Raw genomic sequence first — 16,988 nt, 5'->3', positions numbered from 1 at the left:
TGGGAAATGTTCGCCGAGGGCTCAGCGAAGGATGGTCAGGCGCACGCGAGCGACGCCCGAGATCCCGCAGGCGCGCGCGGCGCCATGGGCGAGATCGATGACGCGGCCCCGAATGAAGGGGCCGCGATCGTTAATGCGGACCGCGCACGAGCGCCCGGTCGAGATGACCGTGACCCGGACGCGCGTTCCGAATGGCAGGGTCCGATGCGCCGCCGTCATGCCACCGGGATGGAAGCGCTCGCCGTTGGCGGTGCGATTGCCGCTTTCCGCGCCGTACCAAGAGGCATGACCGACCTGGTCGGCGAGCGCCCAAACCGGGACGATCGACATCGCCCCGGCGATGGCCAGAGTTCTGAGCATGGGTCTGGATTTCTCAGGGAGTGGTGCGGCTGCGATCAGGCAGCGAGCTTGCGGAGGGACACGTCGCCCACCTTGAAGCCGATGCTGGCGGCCGCCGCCGAGGCGTCGAGCCGGGCCCGGATGTTGAGCGCGACGGCCGTGGCGTCGTCCTCGATCCGGATGGGCGGCGCGCGAAGCACGCCGGACCATGTCTCGGCCGGCAGGAAGCCGGACAGCGAGGACTGCAGCGCGCCGTCGATCGCGGTGTAGGAGTTGGCCGGCCGCGTCTCCAGCAGGTAGAGCTCTAGTGCCGTCGCGCGCGCCGGGGCCTGGTGAACCTCGATCGAGCACATGGCCTCGACGACGTCGCCCGGCGAGAAGTTCGCGAAGGCCGGGGAGAACCGAAGATTGTAGACCTCATCAGCACCGCCGCCGGAGTTCGCCGCGATCGTCTCGACCTGCCGTTCGCCAGAGCTCCGGCCCGCATCGGTGCGCGGGTTCTCCTTGGCGTGCGTCCAGGCGCAGGTGGAAGAGCCAGAGCGCACGGCGGTGACGCCGGCGGCCAGCGAGCCGGAATGGGTCAGGCCCGTCGACGCGGTCTGCGATCCACCGGTTCCCGCCATAAGGCCGTAGTTGGCCGAGCCGGAGAACAGCAGATTGCCGGTCTTGTTCGTCGTCGCGCTGAAGATGTCCGCAGCCGCAAGGAAGTGGTCCCAGCGATCGCTCAGGATACGGTTGAAGACGGCGGCTGCTGCCTTGCCCCACTGGAAGGCCCCGATCGTCGAAGGATGCAGGTTGTCCGAGGTCTTGATCATCCCGGCGAGCGCATTGGACGAGGTCGATGCCTGATCGGCCATGAGGCGCCATGCGTCGATGACATCTATCCCGCGCAGGCGGCTGTAGTCGACGATGTGTCGGTTCATCTGCAACAGCACGCCGAGCTGGGCCGCCGACAGCGATGCGCTTCCGCGCGGCAGCGTCGTCACGGTCACCGGGGTGATGCCGTTCGCGATCAGCTTCTCGATGCCCGCCGTCCAGTCCGTCCGGATATCGGCAAAGGAGCGAGCGCCGATGTCGTTCGGCACGCCGCCGACAATGCAATAGGTCGGCTTCGGATAGAGACGGCACACGGCGTCGACCTGGGCCGTAATGCCGGTGTCGGGCGTATTCCACGACGTCCCCGACGCGCCGAGCACGTATTCGGCCGGCAGATTGACGCGCTGATTGGTGAGGATCCGCAGCCACGACAGCCAGCCATCGTTGTAAAAGGCGCGCGTCGGGTTTGTGGCCGGCGGCGGCGTATCGCGGCTGGCGCCATCCTCGAAGCTGGTGCCGACCGCCGCGATCAGCAGCCCGGCTCGCGCGAAGGCCGAGGCGTTCAGGATGGTGTCAACGCTGATGGCTCGCTCAATGCCGTTGCGCTTCGCCCCGATAAGGTCGGTCCGCAGGTAGGCGGGGCTTGGGATGGCCGCCGCCGGCGAGCCGACGAGAACGATCTGGCCGAGGATGAGCGGATAGCTCGCCTGCTCGTGCGACAGGCTGAGGACGCCGCTGTCGGGCACCCTCATGCCTGCGACGAACGACCCCGCCAGGTCGGTGACCTGGTATTCGCTGGTTGCCATTGGGTTATCCCACGTTGGAATTTGGAACTTGGCCCGCCTCGCGGACGCTGCCCGAACTCGAGCTCGACACCGCCGCCGGCGTCGTGCTTTCGCGTCGGTCCTTGCCGGCGCTGCCCTGTGGCTGCTTGACCTCAAGCCGCGTCGTCCAGCCGTTACCGTCAAATTGATGGGTGACGGTCTCGATCCGGTAGGTGCCGTCGATACCGGGCCGGGCTCCGACGAGGGTGACGGTTGCCTCCGGCTGGGGCGTCGTTGTCCCGTTCATGACGATCGTGCCGCCGCCCTTCTCGCGGTCTGCGCTCGTCTTGTGCGCCTTGGCTTTTGCCTTCGCCTGGTCGGCATCGGCCGCGTCAAAGCGGTCGGTCAGGATCGCCTTCGCATCCGGATCCTCGACCTGCTCGGTCTCGTAGACGTATTTTCCGGCCTTGGCGTCGTAGTGCCGAACCCGGGCTTCCTTGAAGCGCGGGCGGCCTAGAACAGGAGAGATGTCCCAGGAGATCAGATTGTCGCCCCAGGCCGCGACGACTGCCGGCAACGCCGCTCCGGACGCCGAAGTGCCGCCGTTCCGCTCTGCGAGGATTGCCCGGCTGCCGGCGATCTTGAACGTTCCGCCAACCTCGCGCGCGATCCGCTCGCCAAAGTGCAGGAAGCTCTCGTTCTGCATCGCCCAATACCTGCGCGTGAGGGATGCAAGCGCTCCGGCGACCTGCACATCGCCGATGCCCGCAAGCTGCCCGGCCTCGCTCAAGACGTCGCCGAGCGACTTCTCGTCCCAATGCTTCCGCTGCGGCTGCTTCGCCTTGCTCTGGCTGTCGAAGCCCTTGGCTGAGACCGTCAGGGTGATGCCGGATCCAGAGCCTTGGCTCTGCACCTCGTCGACCGTCCCGGTGAAGACGGTCGAGACGCCAGCGGCGCCGAGCGAAACCTCGATCGCCGCGCCGGTTCGCGGCAGCAGCAGAACGCCGCCGGTGTCGTCCAGCTCGATCGAGCAGGTGTCAGAACTAGACCCGGCCTTGTCGACGACGGAGAGATTGAGAAGGCGAGGCAGGACGTTGGACGAGACGTCTTGCCCGTCGATGGTGATCACGCAGAAAGTCTGGGTCATCAGCTCCACAGCCGTATTGCTTCGACCTGCACGGCGCCAGGCGTCGGCGCGTCGATCGGGATCTTCACGATCGTTCCGACCGGCAGGTAGGCGCCGGCCGTCGCGAGTTCGGGATTTGCCATCAGGATCCGGTCGACGATCCCGTCTGCGCGACGCTTGAAGCGGCGCCAGACGAGGAGATCGATGGTGATGAACTCACCGGCGACCTTCACTTCCTCGAAAGTGGTGGCCATCACAGCATCCCCATGATCGACGCGAAGAAGTCCGATCCGGTCGGGGCGTCGGCACGCTTGATCGCGATGTCGACATCGATCACCCGGCCGACGCCTTGGGCGCCCAGGTAGGACGATTTTTCTCCGACCTTCTCGACGACGAACCAACCCATGGGTACGCCATCGCCGCGCATGAAATACTGAGCGATCCCGCTCTGGCGCATGGCCGCCAGGTTGGTCAGCCCGTCGAGCCCTCCGAACTCATACGGAAGGATCTTCACGGTCAGGCCAAACGTCTCGGCCCCGTCGCCGATGAATTCCAGCGCCGGGCGGCGGCCGAGGATCGGTTTTTCGGCATACCGAGCTTCGGTGCTCCGATCCATCGCCGTGAGATTGACCGGCGCGATCTCGAAGACCACGCCTCCCAAGATTGCCAGCAAAGGGCGCCCTCCTATTGATGACCGACGCCCGTCACACCGGTGTCGGCATGGATCGCGCGAAGTTTCTGGTCGACGCCTGAGGAGACGCGCGACGCGGCAGAACTCAGACCGCCCAGCCCTCGGCTCAGCGCCGCTAGCTTGCCCAGCGCCTCGTCAAGCGATGTCGTGTCGACGGTCGGGCGAACCGTCGTGTTGAGGGCGTCGACGGCGACGCCTGCCGCCTCGGCCTTGCCCTTGGTCTCATCAAGCGCGGATCCGTCGACACCAGCGCCAGCCCCTTCGCGGCGGCCGACGAGCGGAGGCATGTCGTTCCAAAGACGCTTCAGCGTGCCCAAGGTGCTGAAGTCGTAGGTCTTGGGGTCGTAGCCCTGCGGATAGTCGGGGTGCGGCAAGGCGTCCATACCTGCATCGATGCCGGTCGAGCCCGCGTAGTAGAGCGTTCCGAGGATCGTGGCAGTGCTGATGCCGCCCAGCAGGTTGGACAGGAAACCGCCCTTGCCGCCAACGCCGCCAACCGCAGCCCCACCGGCCTGCGCACCCGCCGCCCGCGTGAGAGCTCCTGCGGCAGCCGTCAGCTCGGCCGCCGAGGCCGACAGAGCCGTCGACGCCCGGAACTCGAGCAGCGTGCTGGTCAAGTTCCAGGCTGCTGTGAACTCGGCCACCTTGCTGCCGATCGCCCCGAGAGCGCCACCGAACGCCAGCAGGTTCGGGTTGATTTCCGAAAGGTGCTGGACCGTCTTGGCGGTCAGGTCGGTGACCGTGGTGAGAACGCCTCCTTCGCCATTGGCGTCGAACGCTCTGCCGATTGCCGTCTCAAGGTTCTTGATGGAGCCCGAGAGCCGATCGGCCGCGCCGGAGAAGCCACCCTGTCGCTCATCGCTGATCGATCCGGCGAAGTTCTCAGGCGCGGTGGCGAGCAGCTTGCGATAGTCCTCGAACATCTCCGGGCTGCCGAATGCCTTGGAGAACTTGCCGCCATGCTTGTCGGTGAAGAACGCGTTCAGCTGCGCGAGCGTCGGGTTGGCCGCCATGATCGCGCGGAGCAACCCCTCGGTGTCGACACTCTCGACCGAGTTCTTCCAATAGGTCTGGGCGAACTTGGCGATTTTGTTGGCATCCGAGGCTCGGAGGGAGCCGTCCTTCTTCTTCTCGAAGCTGCCCGACGCGGCGGCCGTGAACGCCTCAACGAAGGCGCCCTGATCTCCCATCACATCGCCATCTTCGAGAGCGGCGGCGAGCGCGGCCCGTCCTTCTGGGGTCAAGCTCTTGCCGAAATTCCCCCGGAACGCCTTCTCGGCGCTGCCGGCATCGATCGGTCCGCCCTTGGCAAAGTCGGAGTAGTCGATCCCCATCGAGTAGAGCGCATCGATGCCTTTCTTCGTCGGGGAGACGAGCTTAGCCGATGCGGTCCGCATGGCGACGCCAGCCTCGGCGCCCGGGATGTTGGCGCGCTTCATCAGCGCCGCGATGGCGCCCATGGTCTCGTCGGAGAGCCCGGCGGTGGATCCCGGCATCGCGCCGAATTTGAAGAAGTCCTTGATGTCGTCGTCATCGAGGCCGCCGATCTTGGCGAGCTTCACGGACTGGTCGACGACCCGGCGCATGGTTGCCATGGCCTCGCCGGCGTCCTCGATATGCTTGCCGGTGCCGAAGATGATGCCTTCGAGCGTCTTCACGGCCTCGGGCAGGTCTGTGCCCATGGCTCCGGCATAGTTCGCCGCCTCGCCAACGAAGGGGATGATGAAATCCCGCTTCACGCCGCGCTGCGCAAGGCTGGTCTGCGCCTCCATGACCTGCAGGTCATTGAAACGCGTCGTTGCGCCCATGTGGAACGCTTGGTCGAGGAACGGCCGCTGCTGTTCCGGCGTCAGGCCGAGGATCGCCTTCTGCAGGCGGCGGGTGTCGTCGAACTCCTTATAAGTCTCAGCGGAGGAGCGGACGGCCTCGTTGGTCTTCTGGCCGAGATAGATCGCACCTGCGCTGCCGATGACGCCGGCAACCTCGCGATTGAACCGCCGGCGGCCGGCGAGCCCCGCCTGCTCGCGCTCGGCGGCCTGCTGCTGCCTGATGGCGGCCGTTGTCTGCTCGATCGAACCTCGCAGCCTCGCCTCGGCGCCGATTACATTGTCGATCGATCCACCTATGCCGGCATAGGCCTCTTTGGCCTTGGATGCGGCCGTCTGGTATGCGGTCGCTGTGTTCCGGACCTCGCGCTGCGCCCTGGTGAGCGCGGTGCGCATCTTCGTCGACGCCTCTTCGCCGGCGGATGCCAGCGTCTTCGCGGCCTGCTCTACGGCGGTTTTCGCCTCGTTGAACTGGCGGCGGGTAAGCTTGAGCTTCTCTTGCGCATCCCGGAAAACGGCGACGTTGCGCGCGGCCGCCTGAGCTTTGTTCAGCTCGTCGGTCAGCGCCTTCATCTTGGCGGACTGCACACCGCCCTCGGCCTTGCCGATCTGCTCGATCGCCGTGGCGACGCTGGCCGCCTGCTTCGAGGCCTCGTCCTTCAGTCGGACAATGAGCTCGGCGACCGTCGATGATCCGGCCATGTCCTATTCCTTTCCAGGCCCCTCGATGATCAATCGGGCCTCGCCCCACCAGGCGATGAGCTCATGCCAGTCCATCGCCCTGACTTCGGCCAGGGTGATGCCGGGCATCGCGTGCATTACGGTTGCGGAGAGACGGCGCCATCCGAAGGGATTGGCTGCGACGCCTTTGCGGCCCGGAAGCGGCGGGGCAAAAAACGCTGTGAGACTTCCTCGATGCGCTCGCCGTCATCGGCATCGAGCAGGCCGAGCACTTCATCGGGAACGTCGTACATCGGAAACCGCGTGATCTGGTCGGGCGACTTCGCCGCGTTCTCGATGAAGGTGGCGATGTCGTTGACCGTCATGCGGCGAACGACGATCCGCTCGAAGCGGACGCCGTTAATGGTGACGGGCCATTCGAGCGGCACAACCTCAAAGCGCGCCGCCTCGTTGTCGTAGACGGCGGCCGCCGGCGCACCAGCGGGCTGGCCGGTCGGAACGGGTTCGTTGGACATGGGGAGGATCCTTCAAAAGGCAAAATGGCCGCCGGTTGATCCGGCGGCCTGGCTGACTTGTTGGGCGGCCCGTTAGGACGAGACGCCGGGGATGTGCAGGATGTTGTTGATCTGGGCGTTCTGGTCCTCGCCGCCAACGCGGAGGACGTTCGTGAAGAAGTCCCAGAACAGGATCTCTTCGCTGCCGAAGTGAAGCTCGTAATGCGAGATCTCGTTCAGCGAATAGCCGAAGCCCATCAGGTTGCCGCGCTGGAAGGCGTCGGCGTTCGCCTGGCCAAGTCGCGCTTCCATGATCGCCTTGGCCTGCACGGCATTGCCAGACCGCTTGTCGCGCACGGCGCCGTAGACGGTGTAGACGCGCTTGAGCGGGGTCCCGAGGCCGAACTGCTTCAGCAGCTCCGGATCCCAGCCCTTCAGCTTGAAGCTCGATGTGAGCTTCTGGATGCCGACCTCGAACTCCATGGCGACGAACGATCCGCCGGGATGGTGGTCCTGATACATCGCCTGCAGGTTGGGCAGCGTGATCTCGTCGAGGGTGAGGTGCTTCGAATTCTCGGGGTCGTGATCGCCGCAGAACAAGTTCGCGGCCTCCATCACGTAGACGGTGTTCGTCGACATGGGCGGTCGTCTCCATCAAGGAGTGAGAGGGGGAAAGCCGGCAGCCGGTCGGCGGCCGGCAGTAGCGGTTACGCGGCCGACGAGAGCTGCGACTGAAGATCCGAGAGCAGGATGTCGAGCGCCGGCCGGTAACGGGCCGACTGGATCCCGAGGTAGACGAGCGGTGCCGGCTCCTCGAACTTCACGTCCAGGGTGAACCGGCCGAGACGCAGCTGCTCGGGCGAGTTCATGTCGCGGTCGAAATTGACCGGCTTGTAGTCGAGGATGGCCTGCTGCGCCTTCAGATCGCGTAGGGCGAAGTTCATCGTGTTGATCACCGCCTGAAGCGTCTGACCGGTGATGTTGTACTTGCCCAGGTACTGCCTGAGGGTCTTGATGAAGATCAGATGGATGTAGTCGCGCATCCGCACCTGATTGTAGAAGCGCCACAAGGTATCGGGCGCGCAGGTGTCGGTCGCGATCAGCACGAAGCCGCCGTCAGCGATGGCGCCGTCCGTGTTCTCGCCGCGCACCGTCACGCCGATATTGTGCGAGAGCAGCGTCTGGCCTTCAGTGGCGCCATCCAGGAGCGAGAAGGCAATTGGACGGCTGGTACCGACGATACCGCGCACGGCGCGGTTGGCGGCCGAGTGCGACGGCAAACCTCCATGCTCATGATCATTGGCAATGAGCTGCCCGACGACATAGGGCGACTTGGGCACCGTCACGATGTCGCCCTCGTCGTTGATCCGCTTGTAGGCGGGATCGACGGCGATCAGGCGCTTCGAGGACAGCGATGCCCGCCAGATGACGGCGGCGTTCATCGACGACGCGGGGCCGTCGACGACGCCCACGGCCAAGAGCTGATCGAGGAGGGCCGGCATGCTCGCGCAGATGGCATTGGTGGCACTGTCGAGCGTCGCCGTCGCCGCCGCGCCGTTGCCGGAGCCGCCGGCGAAGGCGATCGTCGGCGCGACGGTGAGGTTCTTGCCGCGCGTGTCAACGACGACCTGGACGACCTTGCCGGCGTCCGCGCCCGTGCCGAGAACCGCGTGACCGGTCGGAAGCACCTTGCCGGGATCAGAGCCGCCGCCGCTGAAGGTGACGGTCGGCGCCGTGACATAGGCGCTGCCGGGCGACGTAACGGCGATCGCCGCCGCGACCTGGTTGATCGCCTGCGAGGTGTAGCCGGGGATCGCCACGATGCGCGGGGTGACGCCGAGGACGTGCGGAGCGTCGAGCAGCGCGAACATGCCGGTCTTGGCGTTGATGTCGCCGCGGAGGTTGGCGATCGTCTCCTTGACGGTCGCGCCCTGTTCGACGCGCACCAGCACGACCTGAGCGGCGACCTCGAACTCGGACAGCTGCTCATTGATGGCCGCGAGCGCGCTGTAGGCGTTGCCCTCTTTGCCGAGAGCCGCGAGCATCGCCGCGTCATCCGAGAAAAAGGTGATCGGCGTATCCAGCGGGAAAATCGTGTCGTCGGCCGCCGGCGCCGTTACCACCAGGCCGGCGATGCTCATATTCGACCGCAGCCCCGGGCGGGGCTCGGTGTCGAGCGTCGAGATGGAAAGTCCAAAAGTCGGATCGCTCATCGCGGTCTCCTTGGAAGCGGCATCCGCCGCGTTGAGGGCAAAGAAAAAGCCGCCTCAAAGGGCGGCCTGGGTGGAGCGCCGGGTGAACCGGCGAGATCGCAGTCTCGTCAGCCGGGCCAGCCGGCCTTCTCGTCGATCGCATCGACGTCGGCGATCGTCTCGGCAGCCTCGACGAGATCCTTCAGGTCGCGGCTGTGCTGCCGCAGGGCGGCATAGTGGTCCCCGACGACGGCTGCGACGGCCAGGCCCTCGGCAGGCGTAGGCATGGGGATGCGGACGTTCTCGATGGTGATGAAACCTCGTGCGTAGCCCTCCGGCCACGGCACGGCTCCCTCCCTGGCTGCAATCGCAGTGGTTGCCACCGCGCCCATGTCGGCCCGGGCATCCGCGTCGAGCGCGACATGCAGCCCGCCGACCGGCGCGCCGGCGGCGAGCCGCGCCTCGGTCTGCGCAACGATCGCGAGGAATTTGGCTGCGCGCGTTTCATCCAACGTGAGAGGATCGGTCGCCACATCCACGAGCGCGTCGAGCTTTCGAGGCTCACCATCCTCGTCGATCAGGCTGTAGGAAATGATGCGCTTCCCTGCCGGCACCGAGGTCTCGCGAACGAGGTGCAGGCCGAAGCGCTCGCGCTTCTCGGCATCCGACCATTGCGGCGGGACATGGAAATTCAGCGCTGGATCGCCACCGACGATCGGCAGCGGCTTCCCGTCCCATTCGGTCCAGGTCGAGTTCAACCTTCGTGCATACATTGTCGTCCTAGCTCACTGTGATCCGGATTTCTCCGCGTGCGCCTGCAGATGCGTTGCCGGTTTTCGTGCCGCCGGCCCCAAGCGAATACGGGGGGTCAGAGGTCAGATCGCCGTACCGAAAGACCCGCTTGAACTTCGCCCCGGAGCCGCCTCCACCGCCGTTGTAGGCAGTCGAGCCGCTGCTATCGAACTTGCCTGCGCCGCCCGCGCCAGGGGTGGTCGGCGTCAATGCGGCGATGTTTCGATCTGGCTGCACTCTGCCGACCGCGCCGACGCCGCCGCCGTCAGGGCCGTCGCCGCCGCTTCCGGCGTAGTTCCATGTCAGGCCGTCCGTGCCGGGATTTCCGGGATAATTTACGTCACCTCCTGTGGATGTGCCGCCAGCGCCACCCGCCGCGCTTATGCCGCTGGCGCCCTGGGCGATAGAGCCGCCGATCCCTCCGGTGGCTGTGCAAGGGCCGAAGGTGGTCGTGCCGCCAGTGCCGCCCTGTACGGTGCCACCGCCCGCGCCGCCGCCGCCCCAGCCCTCGACCGTGATCTCGTTGAAATCTGCCGGCAGGGGCCAGTTCCCCGACCCTGTCGTCAGCGTGACCGAGTAGGGAGTGATGACCTTCCGGGGGGAGATCAGAGGCGCCAAACCTGGCAGCATCAGTCGACCCTCCGGCGCATACCCATGAAGGCGAATTTCCCGGATGCGATGCAGACGAACGCCAAGAGATCCTCTGCGCCCGCCGGCGTGCTGAGAACCGGCGTGCCGAAGTCGCCGAAATCGAAGTCGGCGGACCATGTGGGGATGCGGGACCCGGTGGTGTCCTGCTTGATGCGAACGTTCCAGGGGAAGCCGGGCTTGGCGTTTGTCGGCGCGCCGAACAGACGGTTGCCGGCGATGGTCACGGCACGGTTGACGCCGGCAGCGTGGTTGATGGCAATCGTCGCCGCGTCGTCCAGCGGCACCCACGACATCGCCGCGAGGACGACGTCAGGCGTCAGGAGCTTCCCGGCATTTGCCTCGCGGATGTCAGCCGCAGCGGCGAGTGCGGCGGCAGCAATCTTCGCGAAGGCGAGCGTACCGTCCGGCACGACAAGGTCGCGTGCGACGGCGGCATTGGCGGCCAACAGGATGGCGCGGCCGATGGTGGTAGCGTTCGAGATATCCGCCGCGACGATGCTCGCCGGGATCCAGAGGTTCCCGTTGTACTTGATGAACTGCCCACTCGCGGCGCTAGAGAAATCGACGCCGCCGAGGCTTCCAATGCTGTGCGTGTGGATGTAGTCGGCTTTGCCCGACAGCGCCGAAGCAAGGCCGATGATGTCAGCAATGGCATGCTGATGGTCCTTCGGCGCGAACCCGACCATGCCGGTGATGATCGCCGCGATATCGGCGTCGATCATCTGCAGCGAGGCGATTAGGCGAGGCACATCCTCGCTCTTCATCCGGTTTGCTGCGTTCGGAAGCAGGTACTCCCGATTGTCGGTGCGAATGTCGAGCATGCTTCCTTACCTCAAACCGACCAGGACCGAAGATCGGCCAGCGACGGCCGCGCCGCCGGCGAGCCGGTCAGCGTCAGCCGGATCCGGCCCTTGGTCGCGGAATAGGGATCCTTCTTGTATTCGCGCTCGATCCATCCCTCCTCGAGCACCGACTGCGCCAGGAACGTCGCCTCGACCCAGTTGTTGTCGCCGGCATCGTGCTCGACCTTGAGGGTCGATCCCGCCGGCAGCTTGGTGGCGAGGTTGGTCATCACCCGCACCGCCGTGCCCATCTTCATGGCGCGCGAGATGTAGGTGCCGGTTCCCCGGAGCTTGCCGGCGAGGAGCTGAACGCCCGGGAACAGGATCGGCGACGCCTTGGCCGAGCCCTTCAGGATCGCCCGCAGCTTCACGGTTTCGGTCACATATTCGATGAACTCGTAGACCTGGTCCGACAGCAGCTTGATGATCTCGCCGGAGGCGCGCTCGACTTCGAAGTAGAGGCTGGTCTCGGCGGTCGGCAGCAGCACGCCTGCACTGACGATCAGATCGGAGCAGTCGACCAGAGCGAATGAACCGAGGTTCACCGCCTTCGTCACCGGGTTGAACTTCGCCGCCACGATCCGGAACGTCAGGTCGCTGTCCTGATGCGCCGTCCAGGTGCTGGCGTTCGAGGACGAGAGCCGCACGCCGATCGTATAGGGCTGAGCCGAAACCCATGCCTGGTTGCCAGCATCGAACGAGCCCATGGTCGCGGCCGCGATCGCATGCTGCGGATCGTCGGTCTTAACCACGAAGGCGAACTCGGTGCCGGCCGGCTGGTAGAGCGGCAGCGCGAAGCGCACATTCGTCCAGGCATTGACCAGCACGGTCGCCATGTCGACTTGCGCCACGGCTAGCACCTCGCCGGTCGGCCAGCCATTCTCGACGGTGCGCACCTCGACCAGGCAGGCCTTGGTGCGATCGCCGATCGCGCAGAACTTGATGTCGACGCCGGCGATGTGCCGGCCCTCGTCGAGGGTGGCCGTCTGGGCCTGCGGGTCGACGCCGTGCGTCTGCTGGAACACCTCCTGCTGCACGTTCCAGAACTGGATCGTCGTCACGCGCTGCATGACGGTGACGTCGATCTTGCCCTGGCCGACGAAGGACGCCGAACCGCTCGATCCGGTGCCGCCGGTGGCGACGACGGACTTCTGCCCCGCCGTCACGTTGGCCGGTATCGTGAAGGTTCCCGACACCTTGCCGTCGGCGCCGGCGACGAGCGGTCCCGCCGGGGTGACGTCGACGCCGTCGAAGGTGAGCGAGGCGAGGATCTCGCCATTGCCGAAGCCCTTCACCGTGAAGGCGACCGGGATCTGGCGCAGGAACTCGATCATCTCCTCGCGATGGTCGACGACGTTGGTCGAGACCGTCGTGCGGCTGGTGTTGCCGGAGCCGAACCGCTGCGTCTGGGCCGACAGGAACTGCGTCGACGTCTCCGTCCAGAAGTCCGTCGACGGGGTGATCGCCAAGCTGATCGGCAGCGGATTGAAGTTCTGGTACGGGTTGACCAGGACGCAGTCGGTCGCGAGCTCCTGCCGGATCACCACCTCCTCGGTCCAGTCCAGCAGCACCGGCACGGCAAGGGCGGCCGAGTAGAGGGTCGGGTCGATCGCGAGCTGGCAGGAGCCATCGAAGACGGCGGCCGTCTGGGCCGCACCGGCATCGCGATACAGATCGTTGACGAAGGGGTCGACGAACATCCCCTTCTTGGCGACCGGATCCTTGGTGTCGATCGTCCGCTTCAGCTTCTCCAGCGCCACCATATCGATCAGGTCGATCAGCCGGTTGTAGTAGCGCCACTGCTCGGAATAGGGCACCGAGCGGACGCCGCTGTTGACGATCTCGGGCTTGCCGATCCAGGTGTTGGTGACGGTGCAGAGCGGCAGCAGATCCGCCGCCGGCGCCGGCTCGACCGGACGCGACCGCGCCGAGAGGCCTTTCACATAGACGGGCAAGCCGTCCTGATCGAGGCAGAGCAGATCGATGCGGGGCAGCTTCCAGTCATAGGTCAAGAAGACGTCGGTGCCGGTCACGCCGCCCGCGAGCGTGACGCTGGTGTCGGAAACAGCAGTCGGCGTCACCGCCACCAGATAGCGGTACTTGACGGTATAGCTCTGGCCCGAGCTCGGCTCGGCGCCAGCCGGCGCCCAGGAAATGGAGCCGCCGGAGAGATTGTAGTCGGTGCCGGCGGCGTAGGTCGTCGCGCCCGACTTCACCTCGATGATGGCGCGGGGATTGTCCTTGTCGAGCAGGTCCGACGAGTTGGCCGGCGTGCCGCGCACCTTGGTCTCTGTCACCTCCTTGGTGATCATCGCGACCGCCAGCGCCGAGAGCGGCGCATGGTTCAGCAGGATCTTGGCCGTGCCGGTGCCGGCATCGTCGAAGGTGTGCGGCTCGCTCTGGGCCGAGGCGAGATCGTAGAGTTCGGCCTGGGCGAAGCGCAGCGCGGTCAGGCGCGTCGTCTTGAAGCCGTAGATGTTGGCGATGCCCTCTTCGATCGAGAACACCTGGGCGCCGCCGCTCTTGCCGAGCGCCGTGACGCGGCAGCCCTGCACGATGTAGTTGCCGTGCGCCTGATAGTCATAGACCGCGATCACCTTGACGATGCCGGAGAGCGTCGGCGGCGGGCTCTGGTCGAGCACCGTGCCATTGCGCAGCAGGTAGACGGCGATCAGGTCGCCGGCCTCGCCATCGCCCGAACGGCCCCAGGCAACGGTCTCGGCGATCCGAGCGGAACCGCCTTCGCCCTCGGCCTCGGACCCTGGATAGAGGCCGAGCAAGTCCGGATCCTGGACAGCGGTCACCACGGTCGAGACGATGCGGATGCCGATGACGACGTCGCCGGTCATCGGCACGTCGGTGAGCACGGCAGCCGCCACGTCGCGCACATCGCCACGAGCATAGACCCGACCAGCGGCCAACTGGACGGAGCTGCCGGCGACGTCGACGACGATGTCGCCATCGGCGATGCGGTCGCCATCCGAGGCCACCAGGTCGCCGACGCGGCGGTGCCGCCGCTCAACGATCGTCTGAATATCGTTCAGGTCGGACGCCTCGGCAAAGCAGTCTTCGCGCCCGACGACGCGCTGCCAGAGCGGCTTGTGCTGCGCCCGGTCAAAGGCAGCCGGGAGGCCGGAGGGATCGGAGAAATCGGTCATCAGAACCTCAAGAGGAAGCGCACGCGCTCGCGCACGGTGCGGCCGAATTCGATATCGAGCGGGGTCACGGCGATCTCGGGCAGGCCCGCGCCGAGCTCGCCGGGGCCGAGCCAGAGCGCGCCTGGCCGGGCAGGATCCGCAGGCTCGGCCGCGAGGATCAGCGAGACGCTCGCAGCCGTGCTGCCATAGCCCTCGCCGAAGTCGGTCAAGGCCTCGACCAGCATCATCTCGGCGCCGGTCGGCACCGCTGCGAACCGCAGTCCGCCGAACTGGTAGGGGCCGGTCGGGTCGACGGCGACGCGCTGCTGCACCTTCGCCCGGCGATAGCCGATGACGCTGCCGCCGGCGTCGCGGAAGCAGGCCCAGGCGGTGCCATTCGGCACGCTGAGCAGCATCAGCGCCGATCGCGCATTGCCGAACTCGTTCCAGGCGATGTCAGGCCATTCGATGTCGAGCCATGCCGGCTCAACATCCTCGCCTTCAGCCGGCGGGTCGACCCAGACGCCGAGCGTCTTCAGCTCGGCCTCGGTCATGGTGTGGTCGAAGGGATATGTCCGCCCGAATGACCACTTGGCACCGTCCGCACGCAGCCGCGCGCCCGACGAAGAACTCCAACGCGTCTGCGACCAGCGGTTCCGGCTGTATTCCAGCGGACGGATGTCATAGCCCGCAAAGCCGCGCCAGAAGACTGAGCGGAGCGGCGTCGAAAGGTTGGCGACGCCGTCGATCGGATCGAGGTCATCCTCATCATCGCGGACGCGATCAAGCGCGAGCTGGAACAGGTTCCAGCGCGCCCGGCGGACGGCTGCCTCTTCGATCGCGGCGGTGTAGCCGAGCCAGCCAAGCGCCCGCTCGACGGCCGCAGGCGTGCCACGAACGCGGGTCCAGGCCACGCCTTCCTTCAACAGGTCGTAGAGGTTCGGGACATACGGCGTCAGCTCGCCGAGACCGTACTCGTAGACCAGGAACGGAAGCAGCGGCGGCGGCGGCGTGAACTTGATGCCGTAGAGGCTCGAAATGGCACCGTCGACCCTCGGCGTGATGTCGATCGCCTCGGAAAGCGCCCGCTCGAATGCGGTGGCCTCCGGCGGCAGAAGGTCGACGGGCATCGTCATCGATCGCGTCCTGCAAGGGTGAGCGTAAAGGTCCCGAGGGCGAGCGCCTCAGAGTTCGGAACGATGATGTTGGCGCCAGGCTCGACGATCTCGACGCGCTGCACGCCGGTCTTCATCAGGCGCGCGACGAGCCACTCGCGGGTCAGGTCGAAACCGAGGCCTGCCTCCTTGGCCCAATCGGCTTTCACCGCCGCGCCCAGCGCGTCCATGATCGTTCCGCTGGTCTCTGGAAGGAGCCAGATGCGGGCGACGACATTGGCCACCGCCTTGACGGCAGCGACGACGCGGATCGTGTCGTTGACCATGCGCACCGCCGGCGCCTGCACGGCCGCATCGACGAGCGCCAGAAGCGCCGGATCCGCGACGCCGTCGTTGTCCGTGGCTGTCACTGCGACCTCGATCTGGGGCGAGGTCCCGACCCGATAGACGGCCGCGTCAGCAATCCGCGTCGACGCGCCGAGAGCGACCGCGCGATAGCGCGGCTCGGTGCCGCCAGTCGAGCGGCCTTGGATGATGAGAACCGTCCTGAGGCGGAAGCGCTCATCGTCCTCGCCCGGCAGGCGCACCGCGTCGTAGAACGCCGCGAGATGGTCCAGATTGCTGCCGGTGGCAAATGCCAGCAGGTTCGCGAGAAACGCGGCGTTGATCCGCGCTCGCACCAAGAGCTCGCGGTAGGCAGCGGCCTCGTCCACCACCTTGACCGGGTCGGTCTCAAGGCCGCCGACATCATAGGGAATGCCAGCAACGTCGAAACGCTCCTGGGTGTCGCCCATCAGATCGGCCAGGATCTTTTCGAACTCCAGCGTCTCGATCGCCTCGGGAGCTGGAAACGAAGAGAGGTCGATGGTGGTCATGCCGATGAAACCTCAAGGCGGTCGCCGTCGCCGCGCGACACGGTGATCCGCTTGGTGCCCTCGACCGCGAAGTCGCCGAGGTGCCCTCGCGGCCGGTAGTGCATTTCGATGAGGAACCCGGCGCGGCCCTCGCGCGAAACCGACAGGGGCGAAATCCGGATCAGGTCGACCCTCGGTTCCTGCGTCAGCGCGACGCCAACGGCGGCGTAGAAGCGGACAAAGGTGGCGGGGACCATGTTGCGCCCCAGCAGGACCGGGACGTTGCTGCCGAACCAGCGGCGCATGACGCGGGAGCCGAAGCGCGTGGAGAGGATCACCTCGAGCGATTGGAGCACATGGTCCCAATCGGTCAGTAGCCGCCCGGTGCGGCGGTCGATGCCGGTCGACGCCATGGCATCAGCGCTTGCGCCCGCCGCCGCCACCTCCGCCGATCCCCGCGCGAACGGTCAGATCGACGGCGCCGCCATCTTCCGGCGTCCGCAGCGGAGGGACGGCGCTGTGCGGCGCGATCGTGCCGAGCAGCAGCTCATATTCGGCCTGCGCGTTCGTCAGGTCGATGATGGCGCCGATCTTGACCTTTCGGCCAGCGACATACGGCCCGGCCGCGTCCGTGACGCGGTACGGCTTCTTCTCGGCCATGCGGCCCT

General features: G+C 66.4%; 17 protein-coding genes. All 17 read right to left on the bottom strand.

Going from position 1 to position 16,988, the window contains the following annotated elements; genetic code table 11:
- Positions 1–21 precede the first annotated feature (21 nt).
- The 17 genes from WFK98_RS22250 to WFK98_RS22170 all read right to left on the bottom strand — a co-directional run bounded on the left by WFK98_RS22250 (position 22) and on the right by WFK98_RS22170 (position 16,980).
- A complete protein-coding gene (locus WFK98_RS22250) occupies positions 22–330 on the bottom strand; it encodes a septal ring lytic transglycosylase RlpA family protein (protein WP_336801977.1) in 309 nt (102 codons plus the stop codon).
- A 65-nt stretch (positions 331–395) separates the two neighbouring features.
- Positions 396–1,961, bottom strand: a complete 1,566-nt coding sequence (locus WFK98_RS22245; RefSeq protein WP_336801821.1) for an SGNH/GDSL hydrolase family protein — start codon at positions 1,959–1,961, stop codon at positions 396–398.
- A gap of 4 nt (positions 1,962–1,965) precedes the next feature.
- Positions 1,966–3,066, bottom strand: coding sequence for a phage late control D family protein (locus WFK98_RS22240; RefSeq protein ID WP_336801820.1), 1,101 nt, complete (start codon positions 3,064–3,066; stop codon positions 1,966–1,968).
- Positions 3,066–3,299, bottom strand: a complete 234-nt coding sequence (locus WFK98_RS22235) for a tail protein X (protein WP_336801819.1) — start codon at positions 3,297–3,299, stop codon at positions 3,066–3,068. The genes WFK98_RS22240 and WFK98_RS22235 overlap by 1 nt, the downstream gene beginning before the upstream one ends.
- Complete coding sequence (locus WFK98_RS22230; protein WP_336801818.1) at positions 3,299–3,718, bottom strand: phage tail protein; 420 nt, start codon at positions 3,716–3,718, stop codon at positions 3,299–3,301. The genes WFK98_RS22235 and WFK98_RS22230 overlap by 1 nt, the downstream gene beginning before the upstream one ends.
- 11 nt (positions 3,719–3,729) lie before the next feature.
- Positions 3,730–6,150, bottom strand: a complete 2,421-nt coding sequence (locus WFK98_RS22225) for a phage tail tape measure protein (protein WP_336801817.1) — start codon at positions 6,148–6,150, stop codon at positions 3,730–3,732.
- Positions 6,151–6,380: 230 nt separating this feature from the next.
- Positions 6,381–6,758, bottom strand: coding sequence for a phage tail assembly protein (locus WFK98_RS22220; RefSeq protein ID WP_336801816.1), 378 nt, complete (start codon positions 6,756–6,758; stop codon positions 6,381–6,383).
- Between the two features lie 72 nt (positions 6,759–6,830).
- Complete coding sequence (locus tag WFK98_RS22215) at positions 6,831–7,376, bottom strand: phage major tail tube protein (protein ID WP_336801815.1); 546 nt, start codon at positions 7,374–7,376, stop codon at positions 6,831–6,833.
- A gap of 68 nt (positions 7,377–7,444) precedes the next feature.
- A complete protein-coding gene (locus WFK98_RS22210) occupies positions 7,445–8,950 on the bottom strand; it encodes a phage tail protein (RefSeq protein WP_336801814.1) in 1,506 nt (501 codons plus the stop codon).
- Positions 8,951–9,057: 107 nt separating this feature from the next.
- Positions 9,058–9,687: a DUF4376 domain-containing protein gene (locus WFK98_RS22205; RefSeq protein WP_336801813.1), complete on the bottom strand. Its 630-nt coding sequence runs from the start codon at positions 9,685–9,687 to the stop codon at positions 9,058–9,060.
- Positions 9,688–9,709: 22 nt separating this feature from the next.
- Positions 9,710–10,351, bottom strand: a complete 642-nt coding sequence (locus tag WFK98_RS22200; RefSeq protein ID WP_336801812.1) for a hypothetical protein — start codon at positions 10,349–10,351, stop codon at positions 9,710–9,712.
- Positions 10,351–11,193: a hypothetical protein gene (locus WFK98_RS22195; RefSeq protein ID WP_336801811.1), complete on the bottom strand. Its 843-nt coding sequence runs from the start codon at positions 11,191–11,193 to the stop codon at positions 10,351–10,353. Before WFK98_RS22195 ends, WFK98_RS22200 begins: the two co-directional genes overlap by 1 nt.
- A gap of 11 nt (positions 11,194–11,204) precedes the next feature.
- Positions 11,205–14,372 (bottom strand): DUF4815 domain-containing protein, encoded by a 3,168-nt coding sequence (locus WFK98_RS22190; protein WP_336801810.1) that lies wholly within the window; start codon positions 14,370–14,372, stop codon positions 11,205–11,207.
- Positions 14,372–15,487, bottom strand: a complete 1,116-nt coding sequence (locus WFK98_RS22185) for a phage tail protein (RefSeq protein WP_336801809.1) — start codon at positions 15,485–15,487, stop codon at positions 14,372–14,374. The genes WFK98_RS22190 and WFK98_RS22185 overlap by 1 nt, the downstream gene beginning before the upstream one ends.
- Positions 15,484–16,341: a baseplate assembly protein gene (locus tag WFK98_RS22180; protein ID WP_336801808.1), complete on the bottom strand. Its 858-nt coding sequence runs from the start codon at positions 16,339–16,341 to the stop codon at positions 15,484–15,486. Before WFK98_RS22180 ends, WFK98_RS22185 begins: the two co-directional genes overlap by 4 nt.
- A complete protein-coding gene (locus WFK98_RS22175) occupies positions 16,338–16,763 on the bottom strand; it encodes a GPW/gp25 family protein (RefSeq protein ID WP_336801807.1) in 426 nt (141 codons plus the stop codon). Before WFK98_RS22175 ends, WFK98_RS22180 begins: the two co-directional genes overlap by 4 nt.
- Entirely contained in the window at positions 16,738–16,980 is a 243-nt protein-coding gene (locus tag WFK98_RS22170; protein WP_336801806.1) for a hypothetical protein, read from the bottom strand. The genes WFK98_RS22175 and WFK98_RS22170 overlap by 26 nt, the downstream gene beginning before the upstream one ends.
- Positions 16,981–16,988: the final 8 nt, after the last annotated feature.

The sequence above is a fragment of the Kaistia sp. MMO-174 genome (assembly GCF_037147815.1).
Classification (GTDB): domain Bacteria; phylum Pseudomonadota; class Alphaproteobacteria; order Rhizobiales; family Kaistiaceae; genus Kaistia; species Kaistia nematophila.
Note: the sequence above shows the minus strand (reverse complement) of the source record. Positions and strands in the feature narration are given on the sequence as shown.

Excerpts from the sequence above, each read along its gene's own strand:
- WFK98_RS22250 (WP_336801977.1), bottom strand. The coding sequence starts at position 330 with ATGTCGATCGTCCCGGTTTGGGCGCTCGCCGACCAGGTCGGTCATGCC.
- WFK98_RS22245 (WP_336801821.1), bottom strand. The coding sequence starts at position 1,961 with ATGGCAACCAGCGAATACCAGGTCACCGACCTGGCGGGGTCGTTCGTC.
- WFK98_RS22240 (WP_336801820.1), bottom strand. The coding sequence starts at position 3,066 with ATGACCCAGACTTTCTGCGTGATCACCATCGACGGGCAAGACGTCTCG.
- WFK98_RS22235 (WP_336801819.1), bottom strand. The coding sequence starts at position 3,299 with ATGGCCACCACTTTCGAGGAAGTGAAGGTCGCCGGTGAGTTCATCACC.
- WFK98_RS22220 (WP_336801816.1), bottom strand. The coding sequence starts at position 6,758 with ATGTCCAACGAACCCGTTCCGACCGGCCAGCCCGCTGGTGCGCCGGCG.
- WFK98_RS22215 (WP_336801815.1), bottom strand. The coding sequence starts at position 7,376 with ATGTCGACGAACACCGTCTACGTGATGGAGGCCGCGAACTTGTTCTGC.
- WFK98_RS22210 (WP_336801814.1), bottom strand. The coding sequence starts at position 8,950 with ATGAGCGATCCGACTTTTGGACTTTCCATCTCGACGCTCGACACCGAG.
- WFK98_RS22200 (WP_336801812.1), bottom strand. The coding sequence starts at position 10,351 with ATGCTGCCAGGTTTGGCGCCTCTGATCTCCCCCCGGAAGGTCATCACT.
- WFK98_RS22195 (WP_336801811.1), bottom strand. The coding sequence starts at position 11,193 with ATGCTCGACATTCGCACCGACAATCGGGAGTACCTGCTTCCGAACGCA.
- WFK98_RS22190 (WP_336801810.1), bottom strand. The coding sequence starts at position 14,372 with ATGACCGATTTCTCCGATCCCTCCGGCCTCCCGGCTGCCTTTGACCGG.
- WFK98_RS22185 (WP_336801809.1), bottom strand. The coding sequence starts at position 15,487 with ATGACGATGCCCGTCGACCTTCTGCCGCCGGAGGCCACCGCATTCGAG.
- WFK98_RS22180 (WP_336801808.1), bottom strand. The coding sequence starts at position 16,341 with ATGACCACCATCGACCTCTCTTCGTTTCCAGCTCCCGAGGCGATCGAG.
- WFK98_RS22170 (WP_336801806.1), bottom strand. The coding sequence starts at position 16,980 with ATGGCCGAGAAGAAGCCGTACCGCGTCACGGACGCGGCCGGGCCGTAT.